This is a genomic window from Enterobacter sp. 6722112, from assembly GCF_058661685.1.
In genome coordinates this window covers 4,293,420-4,318,445 of the sequence record NZ_JBZWGR010000007.1, presented here as the reverse complement: position 1 = coordinate 4,318,445, position 25,026 = coordinate 4,293,420, and the positions used below count along the sequence as shown (strand labels likewise).

General features: G+C 55.5%; 20 protein-coding genes. 7 read left to right on the top strand and 13 right to left on the bottom strand.

Annotated elements, in window-relative coordinates; all coding sequences use genetic code 11:
- Positions 1-909, bottom strand: a complete 909-nt coding sequence (yihG, locus tag AC4OVU_RS22105) for a 1-acylglycerol-3-phosphate O-acyltransferase, YihG family (protein ID WP_032620765.1) — start codon at positions 907-909, stop codon at positions 1-3.
- A 439-nt stretch (positions 910-1,348) separates the two neighbouring features.
- Between yihG and polA the strand changes: the two genes are divergently transcribed.
- Positions 1,349-4,141: a DNA polymerase I gene (gene polA / locus AC4OVU_RS22100; protein ID WP_032652015.1), complete on the top strand. Its 2,793-nt coding sequence runs from the start codon at positions 1,349-1,351 to the stop codon at positions 4,139-4,141.
- Positions 4,142-4,307: 166 nt separating this feature from the next.
- Entirely contained in the window at positions 4,308-4,355 is a 48-nt protein-coding gene (gene spfP / locus AC4OVU_RS22095; protein WP_071892919.1) for a small protein SpfP, read from the top strand.
- 98 nt (positions 4,356-4,453) lie between these two features.
- On the opposite strand, the gene yihA is transcribed toward spfP, so the two are convergent.
- On the bottom strand, positions 4,454-5,083 hold the full coding sequence (gene yihA / locus AC4OVU_RS22090) for a ribosome biogenesis GTP-binding protein YihA/YsxC (protein ID WP_003861913.1): 630 nt from the start codon (positions 5,081-5,083) through the stop codon (positions 4,454-4,456).
- Positions 5,084-5,662: 579 nt separating this feature from the next.
- Here yihA and yihI point away from each other — a divergent pair.
- Positions 5,663-6,178: a Der GTPase-activating protein YihI gene (gene yihI, locus AC4OVU_RS22085; protein WP_015569898.1), complete on the top strand. Its 516-nt coding sequence runs from the start codon at positions 5,663-5,665 to the stop codon at positions 6,176-6,178.
- Positions 6,179-6,366: 188 nt separating this feature from the next.
- The gene (hemN, locus tag AC4OVU_RS22080) at positions 6,367-7,740 is read left to right on the top strand and encodes an oxygen-independent coproporphyrinogen III oxidase (RefSeq protein ID WP_110292939.1); all 1,374 of its coding nucleotides are present in this window, start codon (positions 6,367-6,369) and stop codon (positions 7,738-7,740) included.
- A 100-nt stretch (positions 7,741-7,840) separates the two neighbouring features.
- On the opposite strand, the gene AC4OVU_RS22075 is transcribed toward hemN, so the two are convergent.
- The 4 genes from AC4OVU_RS22075 to glnA form a co-directional block, all read right to left on the bottom strand.
- On the bottom strand, positions 7,841-7,951 hold the full coding sequence (locus AC4OVU_RS22075; RefSeq protein ID WP_017382667.1) for a YshB family small membrane protein: 111 nt from the start codon (positions 7,949-7,951) through the stop codon (positions 7,841-7,843).
- A 110-nt stretch (positions 7,952-8,061) separates the two neighbouring features.
- Entirely contained in the window at positions 8,062-9,474 is a 1,413-nt protein-coding gene (gene glnG / locus AC4OVU_RS22070; RefSeq protein WP_003861919.1) for a nitrogen regulation protein NR(I), read from the bottom strand.
- Between the two features lie 11 nt (positions 9,475-9,485).
- Positions 9,486-10,535, bottom strand: a complete 1,050-nt coding sequence (gene glnL, locus AC4OVU_RS22065; protein WP_003861923.1) for a nitrogen regulation protein NR(II) — start codon at positions 10,533-10,535, stop codon at positions 9,486-9,488.
- A 167-nt stretch (positions 10,536-10,702) separates the two neighbouring features.
- The gene (glnA, locus tag AC4OVU_RS22060) at positions 10,703-12,112 is read right to left on the bottom strand and encodes a glutamate--ammonia ligase (RefSeq protein WP_003861925.1); all 1,410 of its coding nucleotides are present in this window, start codon (positions 12,110-12,112) and stop codon (positions 10,703-10,705) included.
- A gap of 377 nt (positions 12,113-12,489) precedes the next feature.
- Here glnA and typA point away from each other — a divergent pair, with 377 nt between their 5' ends.
- Positions 12,490-14,313: a ribosome-dependent GTPase TypA gene (gene typA / locus AC4OVU_RS22055; RefSeq protein ID WP_006808726.1), complete on the top strand. Its 1,824-nt coding sequence runs from the start codon at positions 12,490-12,492 to the stop codon at positions 14,311-14,313.
- 80 nt (positions 14,314-14,393) lie between these two features.
- On the opposite strand, the gene ompL is transcribed toward typA, so the two are convergent.
- The 7 genes from ompL to yihU form a co-directional block, all read right to left on the bottom strand.
- On the bottom strand, positions 14,394-15,080 hold the full coding sequence (gene ompL / locus AC4OVU_RS22050) for a porin OmpL (RefSeq protein WP_003861929.1): 687 nt from the start codon (positions 15,078-15,080) through the stop codon (positions 14,394-14,396).
- 74 nt (positions 15,081-15,154) lie between these two features.
- On the bottom strand, positions 15,155-16,579 hold the full coding sequence (locus tag AC4OVU_RS22045) for an MFS transporter (RefSeq protein ID WP_017382668.1): 1,425 nt from the start codon (positions 16,577-16,579) through the stop codon (positions 15,155-15,157).
- Positions 16,580-16,622: 43 nt separating this feature from the next.
- Positions 16,623-18,005 carry an MFS transporter gene (locus AC4OVU_RS22040; protein WP_006808723.1) on the bottom strand — a complete coding sequence of 461 codons (1,383 nt, stop codon included), beginning with the start codon at positions 18,003-18,005 and terminating at the stop codon, positions 16,623-16,625.
- 45 nt (positions 18,006-18,050) lie between these two features.
- Positions 18,051-20,075 carry an alpha-glucosidase gene (locus AC4OVU_RS22035; RefSeq protein WP_023304654.1) on the bottom strand — a complete coding sequence of 675 codons (2,025 nt, stop codon included), beginning with the start codon at positions 20,073-20,075 and terminating at the stop codon, positions 18,051-18,053.
- A gap of 16 nt (positions 20,076-20,091) precedes the next feature.
- Complete coding sequence (yihS, locus tag AC4OVU_RS22030; RefSeq protein WP_017382670.1) at positions 20,092-21,333, bottom strand: sulfoquinovose isomerase; 1,242 nt, start codon at positions 21,331-21,333, stop codon at positions 20,092-20,094.
- A 14-nt stretch (positions 21,334-21,347) separates the two neighbouring features.
- On the bottom strand, positions 21,348-22,223 hold the full coding sequence (gene yihT, locus AC4OVU_RS22025) for a sulfofructosephosphate aldolase (RefSeq protein ID WP_100135133.1): 876 nt from the start codon (positions 22,221-22,223) through the stop codon (positions 21,348-21,350).
- A 17-nt stretch (positions 22,224-22,240) separates the two neighbouring features.
- Positions 22,241-23,131, bottom strand: a complete 891-nt coding sequence (gene yihU / locus AC4OVU_RS22020) for a sulfolactaldehyde 3-reductase (protein WP_100135134.1) — start codon at positions 23,129-23,131, stop codon at positions 22,241-22,243.
- Between the two features lie 155 nt (positions 23,132-23,286).
- On the opposite strand from yihU, the gene AC4OVU_RS22015 reads away from it, so the two are divergent.
- Positions 23,287-24,183, top strand: coding sequence for a sugar kinase (locus AC4OVU_RS22015; protein ID WP_110292391.1), 897 nt, complete (start codon positions 23,287-23,289; stop codon positions 24,181-24,183).
- A gap of 34 nt (positions 24,184-24,217) precedes the next feature.
- Positions 24,218-25,018 (top strand): DeoR/GlpR family DNA-binding transcription regulator, encoded by an 801-nt coding sequence (locus tag AC4OVU_RS22010; protein WP_045142558.1) that lies wholly within the window; start codon positions 24,218-24,220, stop codon positions 25,016-25,018.
- Positions 25,019-25,026 lie beyond the last annotated feature (8 nt).

Here is a 25,026-nt window from a genome sequence, read left to right as displayed (position 1 = left end):
TCACTGACCGGCGTTTTTGTATGAAGATTTAATCTTAGCTATCTGCTCGTCTTTCTCTTTCCAGAGTGTATTAAGCCAAAGCTGGAAACGACGTTTGAAGTTTTTATCGTTGACATAATCCCCGTGCAGTTCAGTGTTGACGGGCATCAGATCAACGCGGACAACGATACGCGTCAGCCTGCCGCTGAGCATATCGTAGAACGGCGTCCTGTCATTTTCCGGATAGCAGAGCGTTACGTTCAACAATTTATCGAACTGCTCACCCAGCACGTTGAGCGCCATTGCGATGCCCGCAGCCTTTGGCGGCAACAGGTTCTGATAAGGAGAACGAGTCTGCTGGCGCTTCTCTTCGGTAAAGCGTGATCCTTCGACGAAGTTAACAATGGTGGTGGGATGCGCGCGAAACTTCTCGCAAGAACGGCGCGTGGTTTCCACGTCCTTACCGCGGCGTTCCGGATGACGAATTAAATAGCTGCGTGAATAGCGTTTCATAAACGGCATATCCAGCGCCCAGCAGGCCAGTCCAATGAAAGGCACCCAGGCCAGCTGCTGTTTCAGAAAGTATTTGTTCATCGGAATGTGTTTGCGAAACAGTACGCACAATACAACGATGTCGGCCCAGCTGTGGTGATTGCAGATCAGCAGATACCAGTTCTTTTTGTTCAGCTTCTCCAGCCCCTGAACATCCCACTTCAGCCAGGGGTTCAGATGCAGCAGGATCGCCAGCCCTTCACACCAGCAGTACATCATAAAATTACAAAAAGCAGACACCGCGCGCCATACCGGAGGGACAGGCAGCAGAAGTTTAATTATTCCGGCAACGATGATTGGCACAGAACAGGCGATGGTAACCAGAATAGTTAAAATGACGCTTAACCATAATGTTATCGCTGCGAGTATTCTCGACATAATGAATTTATTCAGATAGTTAGCTGTAATTGAGCAGCCGGCTATCCGGTGCTGGGCGCCGATCTTATCAGAAATTCGCTCAGACCAGGGCGGTTTCACACCAGGAGGCTGCGGCTTTTCCTGCCAGGCAGCGAATTTTTGCATATAGACAGAGTGCTTAAGTCTTATATCCACATAGACTAAATAAACATCAGTGAAGCGCGATCTTAAGTGATCTTATAGCAATGCTTTGATTTTATTAGATAAATAATTTTTCAGTATCACTTTTATAAATCTGTTATTCACCTGTATTAAAAATATGCACAAACTTATCCACAGTTTTGTTTTGCGAGCGATCTTCCCGATCGCAAAATCTTTTTCTGTATAAAGCGCTAAAACCTGATGTTTTCATCCTTCTGTGGCATCCTTTACCCATAAATTCATAAAAGGCACGGACATTATGGTTCAGATCCCAGAAAACCCACTTATACTCGTCGATGGCTCTTCTTACCTGTATCGGGCGTATCATGCGTTTCCTCCTCTGACCAACAGCGCAGGGGAACCTACCGGCGCAATGTACGGCGTGCTGAATATGCTTCGCAGCCTGATTCTGCAATACCACCCAACCCATGCGGCCGTGGTGTTTGATGCAAAGGGTAAAACCTTCCGCGATGAATTATTTGAGCACTACAAATCTCACCGTCCCCCTATGCCTGACGATCTGCGTGCGCAAATTGAACCGTTGCACGCTATGGTGAAAGCGATGGGGCTGCCACTGCTGGCGGTCTCAGGCGTTGAAGCTGATGACGTAATTGGTACCCTGGCGCGCGAAGCGGAAAAAGCAGGCCGCCCGGTTCTGATCAGTACCGGTGATAAAGACATGGCGCAGCTGGTAACGCCCGGGATCACGCTGATCAACACCATGACAAACACCATTCTTGGCCCGGAAGAAGTGGTCGCCAAATATGGCGTGCCGCCAGAGCTCATTATTGATTTCCTCGCCCTGATGGGCGATTCCTCGGATAACATTCCTGGCGTACCGGGCGTAGGCGAAAAAACAGCTCAGGCGCTGCTGCAAGGGCTGGGCGGGCTGGATACGCTGTATGCAGAACCCGACAAAATTGCCGGTCTTACCTTCCGTGGCGCAAAAACCATGGCCGGAAAGCTCGCCGATAACAAAGAGGTGGCTTATCTCTCCTATCAGTTGGCCACCATCAAAACTGACGTAGAGCTGGAGCTTACCTGCGAGCAGCTGGAAGTGCAGGAACCCGCCGCCGACGAACTGCTTGGCCTGTTCAGAAAATACGAATTTAAACGCTGGACCGCGGATGTTGAAGCCGGGAAATGGCTTCAGGCGAAAGGGGCTAAACCTGCGGCGAAGCCGAAAGAGACCATCGTTGTCGATGCCGAAGAGCAGGCAGAAGAAGAGGCGGCAGCGCTCTCCTTCGACAACTATGAAACCATCCTTGAAGAGTCACGGCTCATCGCCTGGATTGAAAAGCTGAAAAAAGCGCCAGTATTTGCTTTCGATACCGAAACAGACAGCCTTGATAACATTACGGCTAATATGGTGGGCCTGTCATTCGCAACGGAGCCGGGTATTGCAGCCTATGTTCCGGTGGCTCACGACTATCTGGATGCGCCGGAGCAAATCTCCCGCGAGCGCGCCTTTGAACTGCTGAAGCCGATTCTGGAAGACGAGAAAGCGCTGAAGGTCGGGCAAAACCTGAAGTACGACCGCGGTATTCTGCAAAACTACGGCATTGAGCTGCGTGGTATCGCTTTTGACACCATGCTGGAATCTTACATTCTGGACAGCGTGGCGGGCCGCCATGATATGGATTCCTTATCCGATCGTTGGCTGAAACACAAAACCATCACCTTTGAAGAAATTGCCGGTAAGGGCAAAAATCAGCTGACCTTTAACCAGATCGCGCTGGAAGAAGCAGGCCGCTACGCCGCGGAAGACGCTGACGTCACGCTACAGCTGCATCTCAAAATGTGGCCGAAATTGCAGAAGCACGAAGGGCCGCTGAATGTGTTCCAGAACATTGAGATGCCGCTGGTGCCTGTGCTGTCCCGCATTGAGCGCAATGGCGTTAAAATCGACCCAACGGTGCTGCATAACCACTCTGGTGAGCTGGCGCAGCGCCTGACCGAGCTTGAACAGAAGGCTCATGAGCTTGCTGGCGAGGCATTTAACCTGTCTTCACCGAAACAGCTGCAAACCATCCTGTTTGAAAAACAGGGTATCAAGCCGCTGAAGAAAACCCCGGGTGGCGCCCCTTCAACGTCTGAAGAGGTGCTGGAAGAGCTGGCGCTGGACTATCCGCTGCCAAAAGTTATTCTGCAATACCGTGGTCTGGCTAAGCTGAAATCGACCTATACCGACAAACTGCCGTTGATGATCAACCCGAAAACGGGCCGCGTGCACACCTCCTATCACCAGGCTGTGGCGGCGACCGGGCGACTTTCGTCAACCGATCCTAACCTTCAGAACATTCCGGTGCGTAATGAAGAGGGCCGCCGTATTCGCCAGGCTTTCATTGCGCCAGAGGATTATCTGATTGTCTCCGCGGACTACTCGCAAATCGAACTGCGTATTATGGCGCACCTGTCACGCGACAAAGGCCTGCTGACGGCCTTTGCCGAAGGGAAGGACATCCACCGGGCAACCGCTGCCGAAGTGTTTGGGCTGCCGCTGGAGAGCGTGACAAACGAGCAGCGTCGTAGTGCAAAAGCGATCAACTTCGGTCTGATTTACGGCATGAGTGCCTTTGGTCTTTCACGCCAGCTCAATATCCCGCGTAAAGAGTCGCAGAAGTATATGGATCTCTACTTCGAGCGGTATCCGGGCGTGCTGGAATATATGGAACGTACCCGCGCACAGGCGAAAGAGAAAGGATACGTTGAAACGCTGGATGGCCGTCGTCTCTACCTTCCGGACATCAAATCCAGCAACGCCGCGCGCCGGGCTGGTGCTGAACGTGCTGCGATCAACGCCCCTATGCAGGGCACTGCGGCGGACATCATTAAACGCGCAATGATTGCCGTCGATGCCTGGCTCGAAAAAGAGAAACCGCGCGTGAAAATGATCATGCAGGTACACGATGAACTGGTCTTTGAAGTTCATAAAGACGATCTGGAGACGGTCTCTCAGAAGATCCATGAACTGATGGAAAACAGCATGAAGCTGGACGTACCATTGCTGGTGGAAGTGGGTAGCGGCGAAAACTGGGATCAGGCTCACTAAGGGTTATCGGAATAACGCGCGTTTTATGTAAGTAAGCAACATAAGTACGCGCGTTTTGTGACGATCATTAGAATTCCCTATGTAAAGAATGAAAAAAAACTACAAAAAGTGCTTTGTCCAGCGATAAAAAAAGAGTAGAGTTAACGACGTAGGGTACAGAGGTAAGATGTTCTATCTTTCAGACCTTTTACTTCACGTAATCGGATTTGGCTGAATATTTTAGCCGCCCCAGTCAGTAATGACTGGGGCGTTTTTTATTGCGGCAAAGAAAGTTTCAGGCGAAAAAAAGCGCGGTCATCGCCGCGCCTGTTGTTACTCTGCTTCCGCTTCAGTCGCCGGTTCCAGATCGTTAAACCAGCTGTCGAGCTTCTGTCGCAGTTTATCCACGCCCTGCTTTTTCAGCGAGGAGAACGGTTCAACCTGTACATCACCGTTGAATGCCAGCACCGCTTCACGAACCTTGTTCACCTGCGCCTTGCGCGCGCCGCTTGCCAGCTTATCCGCTTTTGTCAGCAGCACCAGCACCGCAATATCGCTTGCCACCGCCCAGTCAATCATCTGCTGGTCGAGATCTTTTAGCGGATGACGAATATCCATCAGCACCACCAGACCTTTCAGACACATGCGTTTTTCCAGGTATTCACCCAGCGCACGCTGCCATTTGATCTTCATCTCTTCCGGTACCTGCGCGTAACCGTAGCCCGGTAAATCGACCAGGCGTTTGCCTTCAGCCACTTCAAACAGGTTAATCAGCTGAGTACGGCCAGGTGTTTTTGAGGTACGCGCCAGGTTTTTCTGATTGGTGAGCGTATTCAGGGCACTGGATTTTCCCGCATTGGAGCGGCCAGCAAATGCCACTTCAATCCCTGTGTCTGAGGGCAGGTGGCGAATATCGGGCGCACTGGTGACAAAATGCGTCTGTTGGTAGTTCCAGGTAGTCACGTGGTCGTCTCCAAAAATCGTAATCTGCGGGGATTATACCTGAATGCGGGCAAAAGGCTTTTCCCTTCGTCATTGACATGTAAGTGAAAGCCCTACGGAATGTAAGAGATCTGCCCTTAAGCGTATGAGAAATTTAAGAGAAATCGCAGGCGCTAAAAAACTCAAAATATTAAAATTCAAAGAGTTATTAATGAGTAATTATCTGAAAATCCGGTTTTGTACCTTTTCATAGCTTGTTAGTTTAAGGGACCAAGGTAAAGTGTGTGCCAGGGCGAGGATGCCAACAGGATAACGACTTAAGGATAAGGGTCAGGAGCGCCAGGAGGCGAAGACTCAGGATTGTCAGGACGACCGGCGCCTGGAGGCGTTTTTAACAGGAAACGGAACCGTATCACGGACGGTAGTAGCCAAGGGATAAACAGGGTTTGTTGCAGGCAAACAGGGAATGTCTGACCCGTTAAGGGTTGTGAGTCAGGAAAAAAGGCGACAGATTGCTCTGTCGCCTTTTTTCTTTGCTTGCTTTCTGCTAGATTTCGCCGCAATTCTATACTGAAGAAAACGACTTAAAGATAAAACATCATGAAAAAACCGACCTCCGCTGCGGGCGTGAAACGCCCTGCAAAAGCACGCCGCAAAACGCGCGAAGAACTGAATCAGGAAGCGCGCGATCGCAAACGCGATAAAAAACATCGTGGCCATGCTGCGGGTAGCCGTGCTAACGGTGGCGGTGCCGCAGGCGCTTCTGCAAAAGGCAAACAGCAGAAAGATCCTCGTATCGGCAGTAAAACTCCCATTCCACTGGGCGTGACAGACACGCCGGTCACTAAGCAGCACAAACCAAAGAGCGAGAAACCTATGCTTTCACCGCAGGCTGAGCTGGATATGCTGGAGAACGATGAGCGCCTGGATGCGCTGCTGGAACGTCTTGAAGAGGGTGAAACCCTGACCGCTGAAGAGCAGTCCTGGGTGGACGCCAAACTGGACCGCATTGATGAACTGATGCAGAAGCTGGGTCTGTCCTACGATGATGAAGAAGACGAAGAGGAAGACGAAAAGCAGGAAGATATGATGCGTCTGCTGAAAGGTGGAAACTAACATTTGCACCCGGCAGGTACACTCGTCCTGCTTATAACCCTTCCGGTTATATGTTATCTGGTGTGGTTATTCGTTAAACTACGGCGGTTGTCGCGGCGACAGAAGTGGCTGCGCACCCGAATGATGGCCCGCAACGGGACCAGAACGGGCCGCCGTATACGAACGCGACACCAACGGAAGGAGTGAGCATGTCTGTACCATCTATCGACTGGGATTTGGCCCTGATCCAGAAATATAACTATTCCGGGCCGCGTTATACCTCATACCCCACCGCGCTGGAGTTTTCTGATGCTTTCGGCGAGGCGGATTTTCAGCAAGCTGTGGCGCGCTATCCCGAGCGCCCGCTGTCGCTCTACGTCCATATTCCGTTCTGCCATAAGCTCTGCTACTTCTGCGGCTGCAATAAAATCGTTACCCGCCAGCAGCACAAAGCCGATCAATACCTCGATGCGCTCGAACAGGAAATTCTGCACCGCGCACCGCTGTTTAAAGGGCGTCACGTCAGCCAGCTTCACTGGGGCGGTGGTACGCCAACTTATCTGAATAAAGCGCAGATCAGCCGCCTGATGGCGCTGCTGCGCGGCAATTTTAGTTTTAACGACGACGCCGAAATTTCGATCGAGGTCGATCCGCGTGAAATCGAGCTGGATGTGCTGGATCATTTACGCGCCGAAGGTTTCAACCGCCTGAGTATGGGCGTACAGGACTTCAACAAAGAAGTACAGCGCCTGGTAAACCGCGAGCAGGACGAAGCGTTTATCTTTGCCTTACTCAACCATGCGCGTGAAATCGGCTTTACCTCAACGAATATAGACCTGATTTACGGCCTGCCGAAGCAGACGCCGGAGAGCTTCGCCTACACGCTTAAACGCGTGGCTGAGCTTAACCCGGACCGTCTGAGCGTCTTTAACTATGCGCACCTGCCGACGCTGTTCGCCGCTCAGCGCAAAATCAAAGATGCGGATCTGCCTTCCGCCCAGCAGAAGCTGGACATTTTGCAGGAGACCATCGCCTCGCTGACCGAAACCGGCTATCAGTTTATCGGAATGGATCACTTTGCCCGCCCTGACGATGAACTGGCGATTGCCCAGCGCGAAGGTGTTCTCCACCGTAACTTCCAGGGCTACACCACCCAGGGCGATACCGATCTGCTCGGAATGGGCGTCTCCGCCATCAGCATGATTGGCGACTGCTACGCCCAGAATCAGAAAGAGCTGAAGCTGTACTATCAGCAGACAGACGAAACCGGCAACGCGCTGTGGCGCGGCATTGCGCTAACGCGCGACGACTGCATCCGTCGGGACGTAATTAAGGCGCTTATCTGCAACTTCCGTCTCGAATTTCGCGAGGTGGAGTCGCAATGGGATCTGCAATTCAGCGATTACTTTGCCGAAGACCTGAAGCTTCTGGCGCCGCTGGCGAAAGACGGGCTGGTGGATGTGTCGGAGAGTGCGGTTGTCGTCACGCCGAAAGGACGTCTGTTGATTCGTAATATCTGCATGTGCTTCGATGCCTATCTGCGTCAGAAGGCGCGTTTACAGCAGTTCTCGCGGGTGATTTGAGCTGCAATGCCGGGTGGCGCTTCGCTTACCCGGCCTACATCTCGCACTTATGTAGGCCGGGTAAGGCGAAGCCGCCACCCGGCTTTTCATCAACAGCTCGTTAGCTAAACAGCCCAACCAGTGCCGCACACAATACCGCCGCAACGGCAGTTTGTGGCGTGTGGCTTTCTGCTGCTCCGCTCGAAAGCAAAGTCACTAATGATTCCAGCATGATGCTCCCCCCTGTTTCCGGGCACGATCATACAAAACTCATCGGAACAGTAAAGCGCAAAATAACGGCACTTTGCGCTCAATTAGTAACCTTTACACAGCGGAGTAAGATCACTCCATTCCCAGCTCTTTCAGCTTGCGCGTCAGGGTGTTTCGACCCCATCCCAACAGGCGAGCCGCTTCCTGTTTGTGGCCCTGGGTATGACGAAGCGCGGTAGTCAACAGCGTGCGCTCCATCTCAGGCTGCGCTTCGGAGAGCAGATTTTGATGACCGGAACGCAGCGCGCGATCTGCCCACTGCGCCAGCAGCGTCGCCCAGCTGTCCGGCAGCGCATGTCCGGCGGTGCTTTCGGGCACGGTGGCTTCAAACAGCTCGGCGGGGAGATCCTGAATCAACACTTCCTGTCCGGCGGCCATCACGGTCAGCCAGCGACAGGTGTTTTCCAGCTGACGCACGTTGCCCGGCCACGCCAGACGGGTGAGGGCGGCATCCGTTTCCGGATGAAGCTGCTTGGCTTCCACGCCTAGCTCGCGGGCCGCCACTTGCAGGAAATGGCGCGCCAGACGCGGGATATCTTCCCGACGCTCGCGCAGCGGCGGGAGGTGGACGCGGATCACGTTCAGACGATGGAATAAATCCTCACGGAATTTCCCCTCCTGCACGCGCAGCTCCAGGTTCTGGTGCGTCGCGGCAATAATACGCACGTCCACCTTCACCGGCGCATAGCCGCCCACGCGGTAAAACTGGCCATCTGCCAGCACGCGCAGCAGTCGGGTCTGAACATCCAGCGGCATATCGCCGATTTCATCCAGGAATAGCGTTCCGCCGTCAGCCTGTTCAAAGCGTCCCTGACGAATGGTATTTGCCCCGGTAAACGCCCCTTTTTCGTGGCCGAACAGCTCAGATTCAATCAAATCTTTGGGGATCGCCGCCATGTTCAGGGCGATGAAAGGCGCTTTCGCCCGCGGGCTGTGGCGATGCAGGGCGTGCGCAACCAGCTCTTTACCGGTCCCTGATTCACCGTTAATCAAGACGCTGATAGACGAGCGCGACAGACGCCCGATGATGCGAAACACGTCCTGCATGGCCGGCGCTTCACCGATGATGTCCGTCGTAGGCCCGAAATCCGGCGCGTGTCGGGGCTGCTGTTGCTCCTGATAGTGACTGATGGCGCGTTCGACCAGGGCAACGGCTTCGTCGATATCAAACGGTTTTGGCAGGTAATCAAACGCCCCCTGCTGGTAGGCGCTAACGGCGGCATCCAGGTCGGAGTGGGCGGTCATTATGATGACCGGAAGCATGGGGTGGCGCTGTTTGATCTGCTTTAAGAGCGCCAGTCCGTCCATGCCCGGCATGCGAATATCCGAGAGCAGAACGTCCGGCGTTTTGGTGGTGAGTGCGTCGAGCACTTCGCTGCCGCTCTCAAATGTCGTGCAGCTTAATCCCGCTCCTGTGAGCGCGCGTTCAAGCACCCAACGGATGGAGCTATCGTCATCGACTACCCAGACTATCCCTCGTTGCATAAACGTCACCTTTATTTTTTAATCGGCAGGAAAACCGAAAACTCGGTATGTCCCGGCCAACTGGTAAATTCAATTTTGCCGGAGTGTTGGTCAATCAAATTACGGGCGATGGATAACCCCAGCCCGGTGCCGCCTTCGCGACCGCTGACCATCGGGTAGAACAGGGTGTCCTGGAGATGCGGCGGGATCCCCGGCCCGTTATCTTCCACATCAATACGTGCCGCCAGACGATAACGCACGCCGTGCAGCGTCAGCTGGAACGCGGTGCGGGTACGCAGAATAATTTCGCCACCCTCCGGGCCCAGCGCCTGCAACGCGTTACGCACAATGTTCAACAGCACCTGTTCAATCTGGTCCGGATCGTGCGCCAGCTCCGGCAGGCTTGGGTCGTAATCACGCACCAGCGTGACGTTATCTGGCAGCTCCATAGAGACGAGTTTCACCACCCGCTCCGCGACCTTGTGAATGCTTTCTGAAACATGCATCCCCGGCTGCTGCGGCCCGAGCAGACGATCGACCAGATTACGCAGACGGTCCGCCTGCTCGATAATGACGTTGGTATACTCCGCCAGGGCAGGGTCAGGCAGCGCTTTGGTCAAAAGTTGTGCCGCACCGCGTAAGCCGCCCAGCGGGTTTTTAATTTCATGAGCCAGCCCGCGCACCAGGTCGCGCGCCGCAATCTGCTGCGCATGCTGAAGCTGCTCCTGGCTGAGACGACGCTGGTTATCCATCGGCGCCATTTCCAGCAGAATCATGCCATCCGGCAGGCGCTGTGCGGTGAGGGACAAAATATGCGAGCGTCCGTCAATCACCAGCGTCACTTCGTTATCGGTGAAGCCCTGACCCGCCTGCAAACTCTCCTGCATCAGGCCAATATTCAGCGAGAAATAGCTCAGCAGTTCCGGCAGCGGCGTGCCAAACAGTTTACGGGCGCTTTGGGCGAGCAGCTGCTGCGCCGCCGGGTTGGCGTAATGCACCGCCAGCTCGTCGTCGACCAGCAAAATACTGTTAATCAAAGAATTGAGGATCTGCCCAGCATCGGGCAGCGTGCCAGTTGCCATTCAGCAGTCTCCTGGAGTCGTTGCACTATTTTAGTGCAGTATAGCGTTTTAGAGGTAAAAAGCGCGTGAGATCAGGTTGTTGGTGGAGAAAAAAGCCCATCCGAAGATGGGCTAAAGTTTCCACGGCAACTACTCCCGACGCGTATGCGCCGGGTAAAACAAATCAATTAAACGCTGTAGTACAGTTCGAACTCAACCGGGTGCGGCGTCATGCGAACGCGGTCGTTTTCTTCGGTACGCAGCGCGATGTAAGCGTCGATAGCTTCATCGGTGAACACGCCGCCAGCGGTCAGGAACTCACGGTCTGCGTCCAGCGCTTGCAGGGCTTCTTCCAGAGAGCCGGCAACCTGTGGGATCTCTTTCGCTTCTTCTGGCGGCAGGTCGTACAGGTTTTTGTCCATGGCTTCGCCCGGGTGGATCTTGTTCTTGATACCGTCCAGACCGGCCATCAGCAGTGCTGCGAAGCACAGGTATGGGTTAGCCGCCGGGTCCGGGAAGCGCACTTCGATACGACGCGCTTTCGGAGACGCCACCACCGGGATACGGATAGACGCAGAACGGTTACGGGCAGAGTAAGCCAGCATCACCGGTGCTTCGTAACCTGGGACCAGACGCTTGTAGGAGTTGGTGGTCGGGTTCGCCAGGGCGTTGATCGCTTTAGCGTGCTTGATAACACCGCCGATGTAGTGCAGCGCCTGCTCAGACAGACCCGCATATTTGTCGCCAGAGAACAGGTTGGTGCCGTTCTTGGACAGGGACATGTGGCAGTGCATACCGGAACCGTTGTCGCCGAACATGGGTTTTGGCATGAAGGTCGCGGTTTTACCGAAACGGTGCGCAACGTTGTGCACAACGTATTTGTAGATCTGAATCTCATCCGCTTTCTTAGTCATGGTGTTGAAGCGGGTTGCGATTTCGTTCTGGCCAGCCGTTGCCACTTCGTGGTGGTGCGCTTCAACAACCAGGCCCATCTCTTCCATGATCAGACACATGGTAGAACGGATGTCCTGTGAAGAATCGACCGGAGGAACCGGGAAGTAACCGCCTTTCACGCCCGGACGGTGACCTTTGTTACCACCTTCGTATTTGGTGGAAGAGTTCCATGCGCCTTCGATGTCATCGATAGCGACGTGGGAACCAGAAATGGAAGCGCCAAAACGGATGTCGTCGAACAGGAAGAACTCTGGCTCTGGCCCGAACAGAACGGTGTCTGCGATGCCGGTAGAACGCAGGTACTCTTCAGCGCGTTTTGCGATGGAGCGTGGGTCACGGTCATAGCCTTGCAGCGTGCCAGGTTCCAGGATATCGCAGCGGATGATCAGCGTAGGTTCTTCGTAGAACGGGTCAATGAGCGCAGTGGTTGCGTCTGGCATCAGAACCATGTCGGATTCGTTAATGCCTTTCCAGCCGCCAATGGAGGAGCCGTCAAACATTTTGCCTTCTTCAAAGAATTCGGCGTTCACCTGATGAGCAGGGATCGTGACGTGCTGTTCTTTACCTTTGGTATCGGTGAAGCGCAGATCAACAAACTTCACTTCATGTTCGTTCAGCATCGTCAAAACGTGTTCAGCGGACATACTTAACTCTCCAGATTGGTCATTGTCGTCGTGGTAACGAGGTCTTCAAATCGGCTGGGCTGCCATATTTTTACTGTATTTCTGTAAAGCGAAATCTGTGCCAACTTTTAAAACACCCCAAAAAGGCGTTATCATGCGCACCATAGTGCAGAAGGGCTGCACCACATTGGATTTGTTGCACCATTATAGTGCTTCTGTGTGAACATCGAGCACCATATTGGTGCAATTTACGTTAAAGTGCCCTTTTACCGCTCCGTGAAAGCGATCACAAAGCATCTCTGCAATACTTGTTTGCGGGGGATGTTTGTGATCCTGTTTTGTAGTGCGATTAATCCGTGTACAATAACGCGCTATTTCTAAATGCCTGAGGCAAAGTTGTGATCGAAAAATTGCGTAATATCGCCATCATCGCGCACGTCGACCATGGTAAAACTACCCTGGTTGATAAGCTGCTACAGCAGTCCGGTACGTTTGATGCTCGTGCCGAAACTCAAGAGCGTGTGATGGACTCCAACGATTTGGAGAAAGAGCGTGGGATTACCATCCTCGCCAAAAACACCGCTATCAAATGGAATGACTACCGTATCAACATCGTTGATACCCCAGGGCACGCCGACTTCGGTGGTGAAGTTGAGCGCGTGATGTCCATGGTGGATTCCGTGCTGCTGGTGGTTGACGCATTTGATGGCCCTATGCCGCAAACGCGCTTCGTGACCAAAAAAGCATTTGCCCACGGCCTGAAACCTATCGTTGTGATCAACAAGGTTGACCGTCCTGGCGCGCGTCCTGACTGGGTTGTTGACCAGGTCTTCGACCTGTTCGTTAACCTCGACGCGACCGACGAACAGCTGGACTTCCCTATCGTTTATGCGTCTGCGCTGAACGGTATCGCCGGTCTGGATCACGAAGACATGGCGGAAGACATGACTCCGCTGTACCAGACGATTGTTGACCGCGTTCCTGCGCCAAACGTTGACCTGGAAGGCACCCTGCAAATGCAGATCTCTCAGCTCGACTACAACAACTACGTTGGCGTAATCGGCATTGGTCGTATCAAGCGCGGTAAAGTGAAGCCTAACCAGCAGGTCACTATCATCGATAGCGAAGGCAAAACCCGTAACGGTAAAGTCGGTAAAGTTCTGACTCACCTGGGTCTTGAGCGTATCGAGAGCGACATCGCTGAAGCGGGCGACATCATTGCCATCACCGGTCTGGGTGAACTGAACATCTCCGACACCATCTGCGATCCGCAGAACGTCGAAGCGCTGCCAGCCCTGTCCGTTGATGAACCAACCGTATCCATGTTCTTCAACGTCAACACCTCTCCGTTCTGTGGTAAAGAAGGTAAGTTTGTTACCTCTCGTCAGATCCTTGACCGCCTGAACAAAGAGCTGGTGCACAACGTTGCGCTGCGCGTTGAAGAAACCGAAGACGCTGATGCATTCCGCGTTTCGGGTCGTGGTGAGCTGCACCTGTCTGTTCTGATTGAGAACATGCGTCGTGAAGGTTTCGAGATGGCGGTTTCCCGTCCGAAAGTTATCTTCCGCGAAATCGATGGCCGTAAACAAGAGCCATTCGAAAACGTAACGCTGGACGTTGAAGAACAGCACCAGGGTTCTGTGATGCAGGCACTGGGTGAGCGTAAAGGCGACCTGAAAAACATGAATCCAGATGGCAAAGGCCGCGTACGTCTCGACTACGTGATCCCAAGCCGTGGCCTGATCGGCTTCCGTTCTGAGTTCATGACCATGACTTCCGGTACCGGTCTGCTGTACTCCACCTTCAGCCACTACGACGACGTTCGTCCGGGCGAAGTGGGCCAGCGTAACAACGGCGTGCTGATCTCCAACGGTCAGGGTAAAGCGGTTGCGTTTGCGCTGTTCGGTTTGCAGGATCGCGGTAAGCTGTTCCTGGGCCACGGCGCTGAAGTTTACGAAGGCCAGATCATCGGTATTCACAGCCGTTCTAACGACCTGACGGTAAACTGCCTGACCGGTAAGAAACTGACCAACATGCGTGCGTCCGGTACTGACGAAGCAACGGTTCTGGTTCCACCGATCAAGATGACGCTGGAGCAGGCTCTGGAATTCATCGATGATGACGAACTGGTCGAAGTGACGCCTCAGTCAATTCGTATCCGTAAACGTCACCTGACCGAGAACGATCGTAAACGTGCAATGCGCGGTGCGAAAGAAGAGTAATTCGGTTATGCCGTAGGCCGGGTAAGCGCATGCGCCACCCGGCAACGAAAAAGCCGCTGAGCGATCAGCGGCTTTTTTTATTAGAACGAATACCGCAACCCTAAACGGATCCGGTACTGCTCGCGGTTGTAATCATTCCATCGGTCCAGCCACTGTAGCTCAAGATACGGCAGCCAGTTTCTGTCGATCTTATAGCTGAATTTATTGGTAATTTCCCAGTGATGATCTTTGCCATTTTTGCTGTGGTAATCATTCACCCGCTGGAAAAAGTGCGGCTCAAAGGTGTAGAAAAACGCATCCGTCACTTTGAAATTCCAGTAGTTGGCAAATTCATGTGTGTCGTTCTTATCCATCTGCCCGTTATAGTCCGGCGTATCGTAATTGTTATGGTTATAGCGATAGCGGAACGTCAGATTAAACCAGTCCGTAAATTTATAGTTAGTATCTAAATAAACCGCGCCACCTGATCCTGCGCTGCTGTCATTAATCAAGCCGCCGGGCTGGAAGGTCAGTTTGTCGGTCGGTTTGAAGAGTGGATACCACCCCTCAATTTCGTTATAGCTGTGCTTCAGTTCGTCCCATTTCCCCACGTTATAAGCGTTGGTGAACATCAGTCCCGCGCCCATATCGAAGTTATAGCCCGCACGCAGGATCACTTCGTGCAGCTCAGAGGCGGTGTTGTAGGCTTCGCGCGTTTCGACATAGGCCCCGGCAAAAACCGGGCAGGACACAGACGACACGATCAGTACGGTGATGATTCTTTTCATAATTTGTCCATGTATCAGGTACAGAAAGGCCTCCCTCCTGATAAACAGGAAGGACATACTGGCCGGATTTATTGTTATAAAGTGACTGCTGACGCTTTATTGTTGGTGGTTATCTCAGGGGTATTTGCTGTCTGTTTTTTCCGTTTTCCAATCTCCTCGATAATAAAGGCGAAGCGCGCTTCGTTGAGTTTATAAAACAGCCCCATGGTCACGGCGGCAACGATCGCCAGGCCGCACGGCCAGAGGAAAATAAGCTGGCGCAACCCAAGCAGCGTGCCTGCGCTCTGTACGGCATGGGGAACATAGCCAATCTGGGTCAGCATGATACCGGGCAGAAAACCGGCCAGCGCCGCGGAGATTTTGCGCGAGAAGGTATAGCCGGTATACACCGACCCTTCGGCGCGGATCCCGGTTTTCCACTCGCCGTAATCAACCGTATCCGGCACCAGCGCCCAGTTCAGGCTGTTCACAAACGCGGTGCCGAAAAAGGCCATGCAGGAAAAGAGCACGAACAGCAGGGAACTGGTTCCCCAGACGAAGTTCAGCACGTCGCCCACCGCCCATAGCGTCAGCCCGCCCAGATAGACCGGCTTCTTGCCAAAGCGCTTCACCGCGCCAGGCACCAGAAACACGCCAATCAGAATGCAACCCATGCTGAAAAAGCCCATCCACGACAGGAGATGCAGATCGTTCAGCACGTACTGGGTGTAATAGACCTGAATCGCCAGCTTGATGTTAAACGCGGCGAGGGTACACAGGTTGGCGATGCACAGCACCAGCAGCGGCGGATTGCGGAAAATCGCGCAGAACGATTTCAGAATGCCGGGCTTATGGTGATCGGGCGTAAGCTCGACGTAGCGCTCTTTCACCCCGCTGTAGCACCACCACATGCAGAACAGTCCCCCGGTGACGAACACCAGCGCGGCCACCAGATAGCCGAGTGAGGGCTGGCTGACGAACAGCGCCTGAATCGGCATAAAGCCGACAGTACAGAGCAACAGTCCTACCGTTGCGCCGCCCTGACGCCACGCCGCAAGCTGCGCGCGCTCGTTCGGGTTTTTGGTGATGGCCGGAACCATTGCACCGTAGGCGCAGTTCATCAGGCTGTAGCAGAGGCCAAACATCATGAAGAGCACGGTGGCGAGGGCCGTTTTCACCGTCAGGCTAAAGTCGTTGGCCATAAACTGCGCCGTGGCCACCAGCGCCACCGGAACGGAGGCGTAGAGAATGAATGGCCGGAATTTGCCCCGCGCGCCGATATTACGCCGGGAGTCCAGCAGCACCCCGGTCAGCATGTCGGTAAACGCGGTAAAGAACTTGGCGACCAGAAAAATGATGCCGCCGTAGAACGCGGGCATGCCCAGCTCGTCCGTGTAAAACTTTAGCAGATACAGCGTGCCAATACACAGCATCAGGTTCGAGCCAAAATCACCCATCCCGTAGGCGCACTTCTCTCGCAGGCTCAATTTCAGGGTTAACGGATCAGTATTATGTGTCATGGTCGATCCTCAAAGCGCCCCGCAGGGCGCTCAATCACGTCATTTATGCCGTACGTTTGCGCAGCTCAATTTCTTCCACGATGCGCACATACATCTTCTCGTTAAGGTTGTAGAAGCAGCCCATCGCCACGATGGTGATGACTGCCAGCAGACTCGGATAGATAAATATCAGCTGCCGTAGCCCTTCAACCGTGCCGGCGGATTGCACCACGTTGGGCACATAGCCGATCTGCGTGAGCATGATCCCCGGGAAGAAGCCCGCCAGCGCCTGCGATACCTTACGGAAGAAGGTAAAGCCGGTGTAGACCGTCCCCTCGGAGCGTACGCCGGTGCGCCACTCGCCGTATTCCACGGTATCGGACACCAGCGCCCAGTTCAGGCTGTTCACGAACGCGGAGCCGAAGAACGCCAGGCAGGAGAACGCCACGAAGCTCACCGAGCCGCCGCCGAAGAAGTAGTTAAGCAGATCGCCCGCCACCCAAATCGTCAGCCCGCTGATGTAGACCTTTTTCTTGCCGAAGCGCCGCACCGCGCCGGGCATCATAAAGACGCCGATAAAAATACAGCCCATGCTGAAGAAGCCCATGTACGACAGCAGGATCGGGTCGTTCAGTACGTACTGCGTGTAGTAGACCTGAATGGCGAGCTTAACGTTAAAGGCGCCCAGCGTGCACAGGTTAGCGATGCACAGGATAAACAGCGGACGGTTCCCGGCGATGGCGCGAAACGACTGCAACAGCCCCGGTTTCTGCGCCGGGTTAGCAGGCTGCGTCTCGACGTAACGCTCGGTTACGCCTTTATAGCACCACCACATAAAGAACAACCCGAACAGCGAGAAGAGGGTGGCGGCAAAGATGTAGCCAAGCTGGTCGTTGCCCTCAATCAGGTTCATCACCGGGACAAAGCCCACCGTACAGAGCAGCAGACCCAGCGTGGCGCCGCCCTGGCGCCAGGCGGCCAGCGAAGCACGCTCGTCCGGGTTTTTGGTAATGGCGGGCACCATCGCGCCGTAGGAGCAGTTCATCATGCTGAAGAACAGGCCGTACAGCATGAACAGCACCGTCGCCATCACCGTTTTACCGGTAATTTCAAACGGTGTGCCGACGAAGTTAGCTATCGCCAGCAACGTTACCGGGAAGGCTGCATACAGCACGAACGGGCGGAATTTCCCTTTCGGGCCGATCTTGCGCCGGGAATCGAGCATGATCCCGGTGCCCATGTCGGTGAAGGCGGTAAAAAACTTTGCAATCAGGAAGATAATCCCGCCGTAGGTGCCAGGCAGCCCCAGCACGTCGGTGTAGAACTTCAGCAGATACAGCGTGCCGATATCAAGCAGGATGTTAGAGCCGAGATCGCCCATCCCGTAGGCGAGTTTTTCTTTAAACGGCAGGCGCAGGGTTGCCGGATCAGAAGTATGTTGACTCATTATTGTTCTCCGTCTGCCCGCAGGTTTCCCCGCGGGCGAGCCTTATCAGATATGACGTAAGGTGCTAAACAGATCTGCCCATTCGCTGTGCTGGCGATAGAAGACCGGCGGTTTGCCGAGCGGGGCATCAACGGTGATGGCACCGCCCTGGCAGGTTTCCCCGGTCCACGCATTGACCCAGGTGTCCTGCGGCAGATAGAGCGACCAGTCGCGGCGTCCCTCTTCATGAACCGGCGCCACCAGCAGATCGCGGCCAAACAGGTACTGGTATTTCAGCGTGTAGGCGCGCGCATCGTCCTCGAAGTGCAGGAACAGCGGGCGCATCACCGGTAGGCCGCTCTTCGCATTCTGCGCTACCGCAGCTTTGATGTACGGCTTCAGAGTGGTGAAGACGGTGGTCATGCGCGCGAAGTGGGCGATAGTTTCCGCGTCGCCATCGAACTGCCAGTTATCGCCAGGGCGGTTGCCCTCGTGGGTACGCATCATCGGCGTAAAGGCGCTGAAGTCGCACCAGCGCAGCAGCAGCTCTTTGCTGCGCTTCATCTCGAAGAGGGTCGTATAGCCGCCAATGTCGCTGTGGTGCAGCCCGTGCCCGGTCATCGCCAGCGACAGCGCCGCCGGTACGACGGACGCCAGACCATCGTCCAGGCTCCAGTCGACGTTCTGATCCCCCGCCCACATCATCACCGAGTGTTTCTGGCTACCGGTGTAGCCCGCGCGCATGAAGAACAGGATCTCCCCGAGCTTGCCGGTCTCCTCCAGCGCTTCGTAGTTACATTTCGCCCACAGGGCAGGCCAGGCGTTATGCATGATCTCCGCGCTCACGCCGTTGTGCAGGAAGGTATCGGTCGGCAGATATTCCCCGAAATCGGCCATCCAGCCGCCGCAGCCCAGTTCGATCAGGTTCTTTTTGATCACCTCTTTGTACCAGCTGTAGGCTTCCGGGTTAGTCAGGTCGATAACGCCCGCGTAGAACTCGCCGAACTCAACGTGGTAATCCTTGCCGTCGGCATCTTTGGTCAGATAGCCGCGCTTCGACGCCTCTTCGCAGAGATCTTTATCGCTGGCGACGTACGGGTTGATATAGGAGAGGAACTGCACGCCTTCCTCTTTCCACTGCGCAATCCGCTCATCAAGCTGCGGATAGAGCGCGCTGTTCCACTTCCAGTTCCACATTACGCGTTTGCCAAAGGAGGTCATCCGGATGCCGGACCAGTCCTGCGCCCAGATGCCGTTTACCTTCACGCCGCCCTCGCGCATGGCGTCGAGCTTCTGCTGACACACCTCGGTGCCGCCCTGAATACCCAGCGTCACGCCGTCGTAAACCCAGTCCGGCAGTTCAGGCTGACGCCCCAGCAGGCCGGTCAGTTTTTCCAGCAGATCGACGTAGGTTTCTGCGCATTCGAAGCGCAGCGTGGCGTTATCTTCCCAGAATGCCAGCTCGTGGAAGTCCGGCGCGCTGAAGTCGAAGTTCATATAACAGCTGTTATCCACGTGGCAGTAGTACTTCTGGGTGCTCACGAAGGTAGGCTGTGGGAAGAAGGTCCAGTAGTAATCGCCGCCCGCGTTCTCTTTGCAGTCGGCCTGCCAGGTGACGTAAGTCTGCTTGTTGCGGCCCACGCCCTGCTCGCTGGTCCACAGCGGGAACGGCTTGCCGCGCAGATCGAAATACGAGAACTGCTCGCCGCAGCCGTAGATATGATCGTCAGGCTGAGCCGCCAGCCGCAGCCAGATGCGGTTATGGCTGGCGGCGTCATTTTTCAGCTTCAGCTCCAGACGGCCCTCACCATCCACGCCCACCAGCAGCGTCGCGCTCACCGCGTCGCCGCGGGTAAAGCGGATTGCCCAGCCCGCGCTTTGCTGCGTGACGGTCGCGTTCGTCAGGGCAATCTTTTCGTTAAGCTTGTCTTTGATGCTGAAATTGCCGCGAAACATCTCGATATCCGCTTCGCCTGCACCGATCCACAGGCAGGGGGCATCCGCAGAGTGGGATAAAATCAGACGGTCCTGCCAGCGCAGGGTGAAACCACTTTCGTTATTTTTCAGGTCAATATTGTGTAGGGTACGCATAAAAACTCCGTCTTTATTATTTGGCCAGGCTATCCAGTAATCCGGCGGCTACGGCAGGGGCTAAGCCCGGCGCCAGCGGCAGGCGGGGGATCACCAGGCAGTGCAGCAGGTGGTAAATATCCTGCTTGCCGTCCCAGACTTTGGTGGTCACTTCGTTATTGGTGTCCAGCTCCTGCCACCAGGAACCGTTTTCGTAATCCATCAGGTACTTGATGCAGTAATCCCACCATTTCTGATACCAGGCTTCGTACTGCGCCTCGCCAGTGACGGTGTAGAGGGCATAGGCCGTGCCCATCGCCTCGACGATTGGCCAGCGCACGCGTTCGCGCACGATAGGCTTGCCGTCCCAGCCCACGGAGTAGACAAAGCCGTCCGCCCCGTCGGGTGCCCAGGCGTCGCGAATAGTGGCGTGAAACAGGCCTTTCGCATCTTCCAGCAACCATTCCGGCGGGGTTTCAAAGCGGGCTTCCAGCGCGGCACGCAGGTGCAGCATCAGGCGGCCCCACTCGATCCAGTGTCCCGGCGTGCCGCCGTAGGCGCGGAAGCGGTGGGCAGGGTTATCGATGTTGTAATCGCGGATCGGGTTCCAGCTGGTGTCGAAATGCTCGTTAACGCGGTACTCCCCTTTGCGCGCCACGTCGTGAATAATCACCGAGGCGATGCGCAGGGCGCGGTCGAGCCATTTCCGGTCGTGGGTCACGTCATAGACGATGAGGAAGGCTTCCACGGCGTGCATATTGGCGTTACCGCCGCGATAGTCTTCCGTTTTGCTGAAGGCTTCGTCCCAGGACTCCAGGCACATCTGCTCCTGTTCGCTCCAGAAGTAGCGCTCAATCACCTCGATGGCATTGTCCAGCAGCTTGCGTGCCTGCGGGTGGCCGGTGGTGACGGCGCTCGCCGCGCCCAGCAGGACGAAGAAATGCTGATAGCCCTGCTTGGACGCATCAATCACGCCTTCATCGTTTACGCAGGCGTACCAGCCGCCGTGCTGTTTGTCGCGCAGCGGACCGTTCAGGGCATTAATGCCGTGCTCAACCAGGGCGTACGCGCCGGGACGCCCCATGTTCGCCGCCACTGCGTAAACGTGCAGCATGCGGGCGGTGATCCACAGATGGGTGCCCATATCGCTGCGCACCTGCCCGTTATTGCCCAGCCAGCCAAAGCCGGTCGGTACGGCGGCGTTTTTACCGAAATCGAGAATGCGGTCGGTCTCTTGTTCGAGCCAGCGGTTATGGCTCAGGGTGTTAAACCATTTCATGTTCGGGTCCTTTCTTAACGGCGAGCCATCATTTCGTCGACGATCTCACCCAGACGCTGAAGTTTTGGTACGGAAATATCACGCAGCATCAGCTCGGTGTCCGGCAGGCCAATCACCGATGACCAGACGGCGCGACCGGCTAAAAAGCCTGATGCCCCCGCCTGCATGGCGACGCTTACGGCACGCGGGAATAACTTATCGTCCACGCCGGAGGAGAGGATCACCCACGGCATGGCGATGTTCTCGTTCAGCTTCTGCGAGGCCGTCAGCAGTTCCTGCTGCGTGCCCTTGCCAAACAGCGGCATTTCCACTTTGTAGAGGTCGGCACCGCTGTTGCCCAGCTCTTTGGCCGCATCGATAATCGCCTGCTCGCGGTCAAACGCGGCGCCGCGGCGCGGTGGACGCACAACCGGCTCGATAATGCTCAGCAGTCCGTTGTCGTGGCACAGCGTATTGAACGCCTTCACCATCTCCAGGCGCTGCTGTGGATCTTCATCGCTGCGCCACAGCACCAGCAGCTTCAGCGCCTTGCCGCCATCGCGTTTAACCGCCTGCGCGTCGACGTTCTTGTCGATCACCACGCTGTCGACCGGAATGCCGTTCCCCGGGATAAACTCGTCGGCGGCGACAATCATTGCGCAGCTTTTGGCCACGGCCTGCTGCTCGACAATCTGGCGGTAGCAGAACTGCTGGTCGACGAGGATCGCAGAGGCGTACGGCGACAGAATTTTTGCCGCATTGACTTTAAAATCCGTCAGATGCTGGTCGGTTACCGGCACCGGCGCGCCTGCGGCGGCAAACATCAGGCGCATCGCTTCGCGCTGATCCACGGCCAGCATCGCAAAACCGCCGGAAGGTCGGGTGATATCTTTCAGGGTGTACATCGTCATTCCTCAGTCCTTTCGTATCAGTGTGTTTTTTTCAGCCCGGCAGATGCGCGAACCTGTTCAAGAATGGCTGTCCAGTCTTCGCGCCCGCGCCCGGCGGCGCGTGCCTGGTTGTAAACTTCGCGGGAAGCCGCGCCCAGCGGCATCGGAACGTGGAGCTGGTTGGCCACGTCGAGGGCGATCCCCAGATCCTTATGCGCAAGGTCGATCATGAAGGCGGGTGAAAGATCCCCTTTCAGCACCTTGTTCGGCCATGACGTGGTGAAGTGGCCTTTACCCGCCGGTGTGCCGCTCATCACCTTGAGCGCCACGTCAAAGGAGAGGCCAAGCGCTTCGCACAGTACGGCGGCCTCGGCGGAAAGGGCGTTCAGGGCGATGCTCATGTAGTTATTGATGAGCTTCACGCGGATGCCCATGCCCGGCCCGCCAGCGTTAATCAGTTCATTGCCCATCGCCATTAAGACGGGGGTGGCGCGCTCAATCTGCGGCGCCGTACCGCCCGCCAGCAGGAGCAGCGTACCGGCGATGGCATGGTCAGAGGTGCGTCCGACGGGCACGTCCATCAGGCTGAAGCCTTGCTCAGTCATGTCGCGGATCAGCGCGTCGGTTTGCAGCGGGTGAATGGTGGACATATCAATGACCAGTGCGTCGCGGGATAACCCTTCGCACACGCCGTGCTCGCCGAACAGCACGCTGCGCACCAGGTCGCCGTTTGGCAGCATAGTGATCACGAATTCGGCATCCGTTGCTGCCTGTGCGGGCGTAGCCGCCGCCCGGGCTCCGCTCTCTACCAGCGCCTGAACCGCCTGCGGGTTCACATCAAAAACGTTAAGCTGGTGGCCCTGTTTCAACAGATTCTTCGCCATGGGCGCGCCCATCTGTCCTAAGCCGATAAATGCGATTGCTGACATGCCTCTCTCCTGTCACATCGTGTCAATTTTTGCGCGTTTGTGGTGTCTGTTTTTGATCGTATTTGTAATTTATAGTCAAAAAATTGACACGGGTCACTTTTTAAACATTTGGTGAAATTAAAATGAAGGCATCAGAAATCGCAGAAGGAATCACCATGACTCGCATCGTTTGTGTCGGCATTACCGTGCTGGATCGCATCTGGTATCTCGATGATTTACCGAAAGAAGGTGGGAAATATGTCGCAAAAGATTATACGGAAGTGGGCGGCGGCCCGGCGGCAACGGCGGCGGTGGCAGCCGCGAAACTGGGTGCGGAAGTGGATTTTATTGGCCGGGTGGGGGACGACGATACCGGCAGACGGCTGCTCGCGGAGCTGGAATCCCTGGAGGTGAATACCCGCTACACGCGCGTGTGTAAGGGTGCCCGATCGTCGCAATCGGCGGTGCTGGTGGACGCAGGTGGGGAAAGAGTGATTGCCAACTACCCCAGCCCCGATCTCCCTGCGTCGGCAGACTGGCTGCAAGAAATCGACTTCTCTCAGTGGGACATTGTCTTAGCCGACGTGCGCTGGCATGACGGGGCAAAACAGGCATTTACCCTGGCCCGCCAGCAGGGCGTACCGACGCTGCTGGATGCGGATGTCACCCCGCAGGACATCGCGGATCTGATTGCCTTAAGCGACCACGCGGCCTTCTCCGCGCCAGGACTGCGGCGGTTCACGCAGCTGGATGAAACCGAAAACGCACTTAAGAAAGCACAAACGCTCACAAATGGACATGTGTATGTCACACAGGGGCGAGACGGCTGTTTCTGGCTGGAAAACGACACGCTATGTCATCAGCCTGGTTTTGAAGTGAACGTCATTGATACCACCGGGGCGGGCGACGTGTTCCACGGTGCGCTGGCGGTCAGCCTGGGGCAGAAATTACCCGCCGCAGACGCCGTGCGTTTTGCCAGCGCCGTCGCAGCACTGAAATGTACAAAGCCCGGCGGGCGCGCGGGTATACCCGACTGTGATCAAACCCGCTCTTTTTTGTCACTTTTTGTATAAAATGCGGGGCGTGATGGTTTTCAGAGGACAGCCCATGAGCCTTACCGAACTGACCGGCAACCCGCGTCACGATCAGCTGCTGACGCTGATTGCCGAACGCGGCTATATGAACATTGATGAACTGGCGCAGCTGCTGGATGTCTCCACGCAAACCGTGCGCCGGGATATCCGTAAGCTCAGCGAGCAGGGGCTGATCACCCGTCATCACGGCGGCGCGGGCAGGGCATCCAGCGTGGTCAACACGGCGTTCGAACAGCGTGAAGTCTCGCTTACCGAAGAGAAACGGGCGATTGCCGAAGCGATTGCGGACTATATTCCCGACGGTTCGACCATTTTTATCACCATCGGGACGACCGTGGAGCACGTTGCCCGGGCACTGCTTAACCATAATCATCTGCGCATCATCACTAACAGCCTGCGGGTGGCGCACATTCTTTATAAGAATCCGCGCTTTGAGGTGATGGTGCCCGGCGGTACGCTGCGCCCGCATAACGGCGGCATTATCGGTCCTGCGGCAACGGCGTTCGTGTCAGGATTTCGCGCAGATTACCTGGTCACCAGCGTCGGGGCGATAGAGCACGACGGCGCGATGATGGAATTTGACGTTAACGAAGCCAGCGTGGTGAAAACCATGATCGCTCACTCCCGTCACATTTTACTGGCGGCCGATCATACGAAATACCACGCCTCCGCGGCGGTTGAAATCGGCAACGTGGCGCAGGCGACGGCGCTGTTCACCGATGAGCTGCCCGGCCCGGCGCTGCAAAATCACCTCAAATCCAGCAAGGTTGAGGTTGTCGAAGTCAATTCCGGAGAAGAGCAGCAGGCTGGCTGAAAATCCTA

Excerpts from the sequence above, each read along its gene's own strand:
- AC4OVU_RS22010 (WP_045142558.1), top strand. The coding sequence starts at position 24,218 with ATGAGCCTTACCGAACTGACCGGCAACCCGCGTCACGATCAGCTGCTG.
- ompL (WP_003861929.1), bottom strand. The coding sequence starts at position 15,080 with ATGAAAAGAATCATCACCGTACTGATCGTGTCGTCTGTGTCCTGCCCG.
- AC4OVU_RS22040 (WP_006808723.1), bottom strand. The coding sequence starts at position 18,005 with ATGAGTCAACATACTTCTGATCCGGCAACCCTGCGCCTGCCGTTTAAA.
- yihT (WP_100135133.1), bottom strand. The coding sequence starts at position 22,223 with ATGACGATGTACACCCTGAAAGATATCACCCGACCTTCCGGCGGTTTT.
- AC4OVU_RS22035 (WP_023304654.1), bottom strand. The coding sequence starts at position 20,075 with ATGCGTACCCTACACAATATTGACCTGAAAAATAACGAAAGTGGTTTC.
- glnL (WP_003861923.1), bottom strand. The coding sequence starts at position 10,535 with ATGGCAACTGGCACGCTGCCCGATGCTGGGCAGATCCTCAATTCTTTG.
- polA (WP_032652015.1), top strand. The coding sequence starts at position 1,349 with ATGGTTCAGATCCCAGAAAACCCACTTATACTCGTCGATGGCTCTTCT.
- yihU (WP_100135134.1), bottom strand. The coding sequence starts at position 23,131 with ATGTCAGCAATCGCATTTATCGGCTTAGGACAGATGGGCGCGCCCATG.
- AC4OVU_RS22045 (WP_017382668.1), bottom strand. The coding sequence starts at position 16,579 with ATGACACATAATACTGATCCGTTAACCCTGAAATTGAGCCTGCGAGAG.
- AC4OVU_RS22015 (WP_110292391.1), top strand. The coding sequence starts at position 23,287 with ATGACTCGCATCGTTTGTGTCGGCATTACCGTGCTGGATCGCATCTGG.
- glnG (WP_003861919.1), bottom strand. The coding sequence starts at position 9,474 with ATGCAACGAGGGATAGTCTGGGTAGTCGATGACGATAGCTCCATCCGT.
- yihG (WP_032620765.1), bottom strand. The coding sequence starts at position 909 with ATGTCGAGAATACTCGCAGCGATAACATTATGGTTAAGCGTCATTTTA.
- hemN (WP_110292939.1), top strand. The coding sequence starts at position 6,367 with ATGTCTGTACCATCTATCGACTGGGATTTGGCCCTGATCCAGAAATAT.
- glnA (WP_003861925.1), bottom strand. The coding sequence starts at position 12,112 with ATGTCCGCTGAACACGTTTTGACGATGCTGAACGAACATGAAGTGAAG.
- yihI (WP_015569898.1), top strand. The coding sequence starts at position 5,663 with ATGAAAAAACCGACCTCCGCTGCGGGCGTGAAACGCCCTGCAAAAGCA.
- AC4OVU_RS22075 (WP_017382667.1), bottom strand. The coding sequence starts at position 7,951 with ATGCTGGAATCATTAGTGACTTTGCTTTCGAGCGGAGCAGCAGAAAGC.
- yihS (WP_017382670.1), bottom strand. The coding sequence starts at position 21,333 with ATGAAATGGTTTAACACCCTGAGCCATAACCGCTGGCTCGAACAAGAG.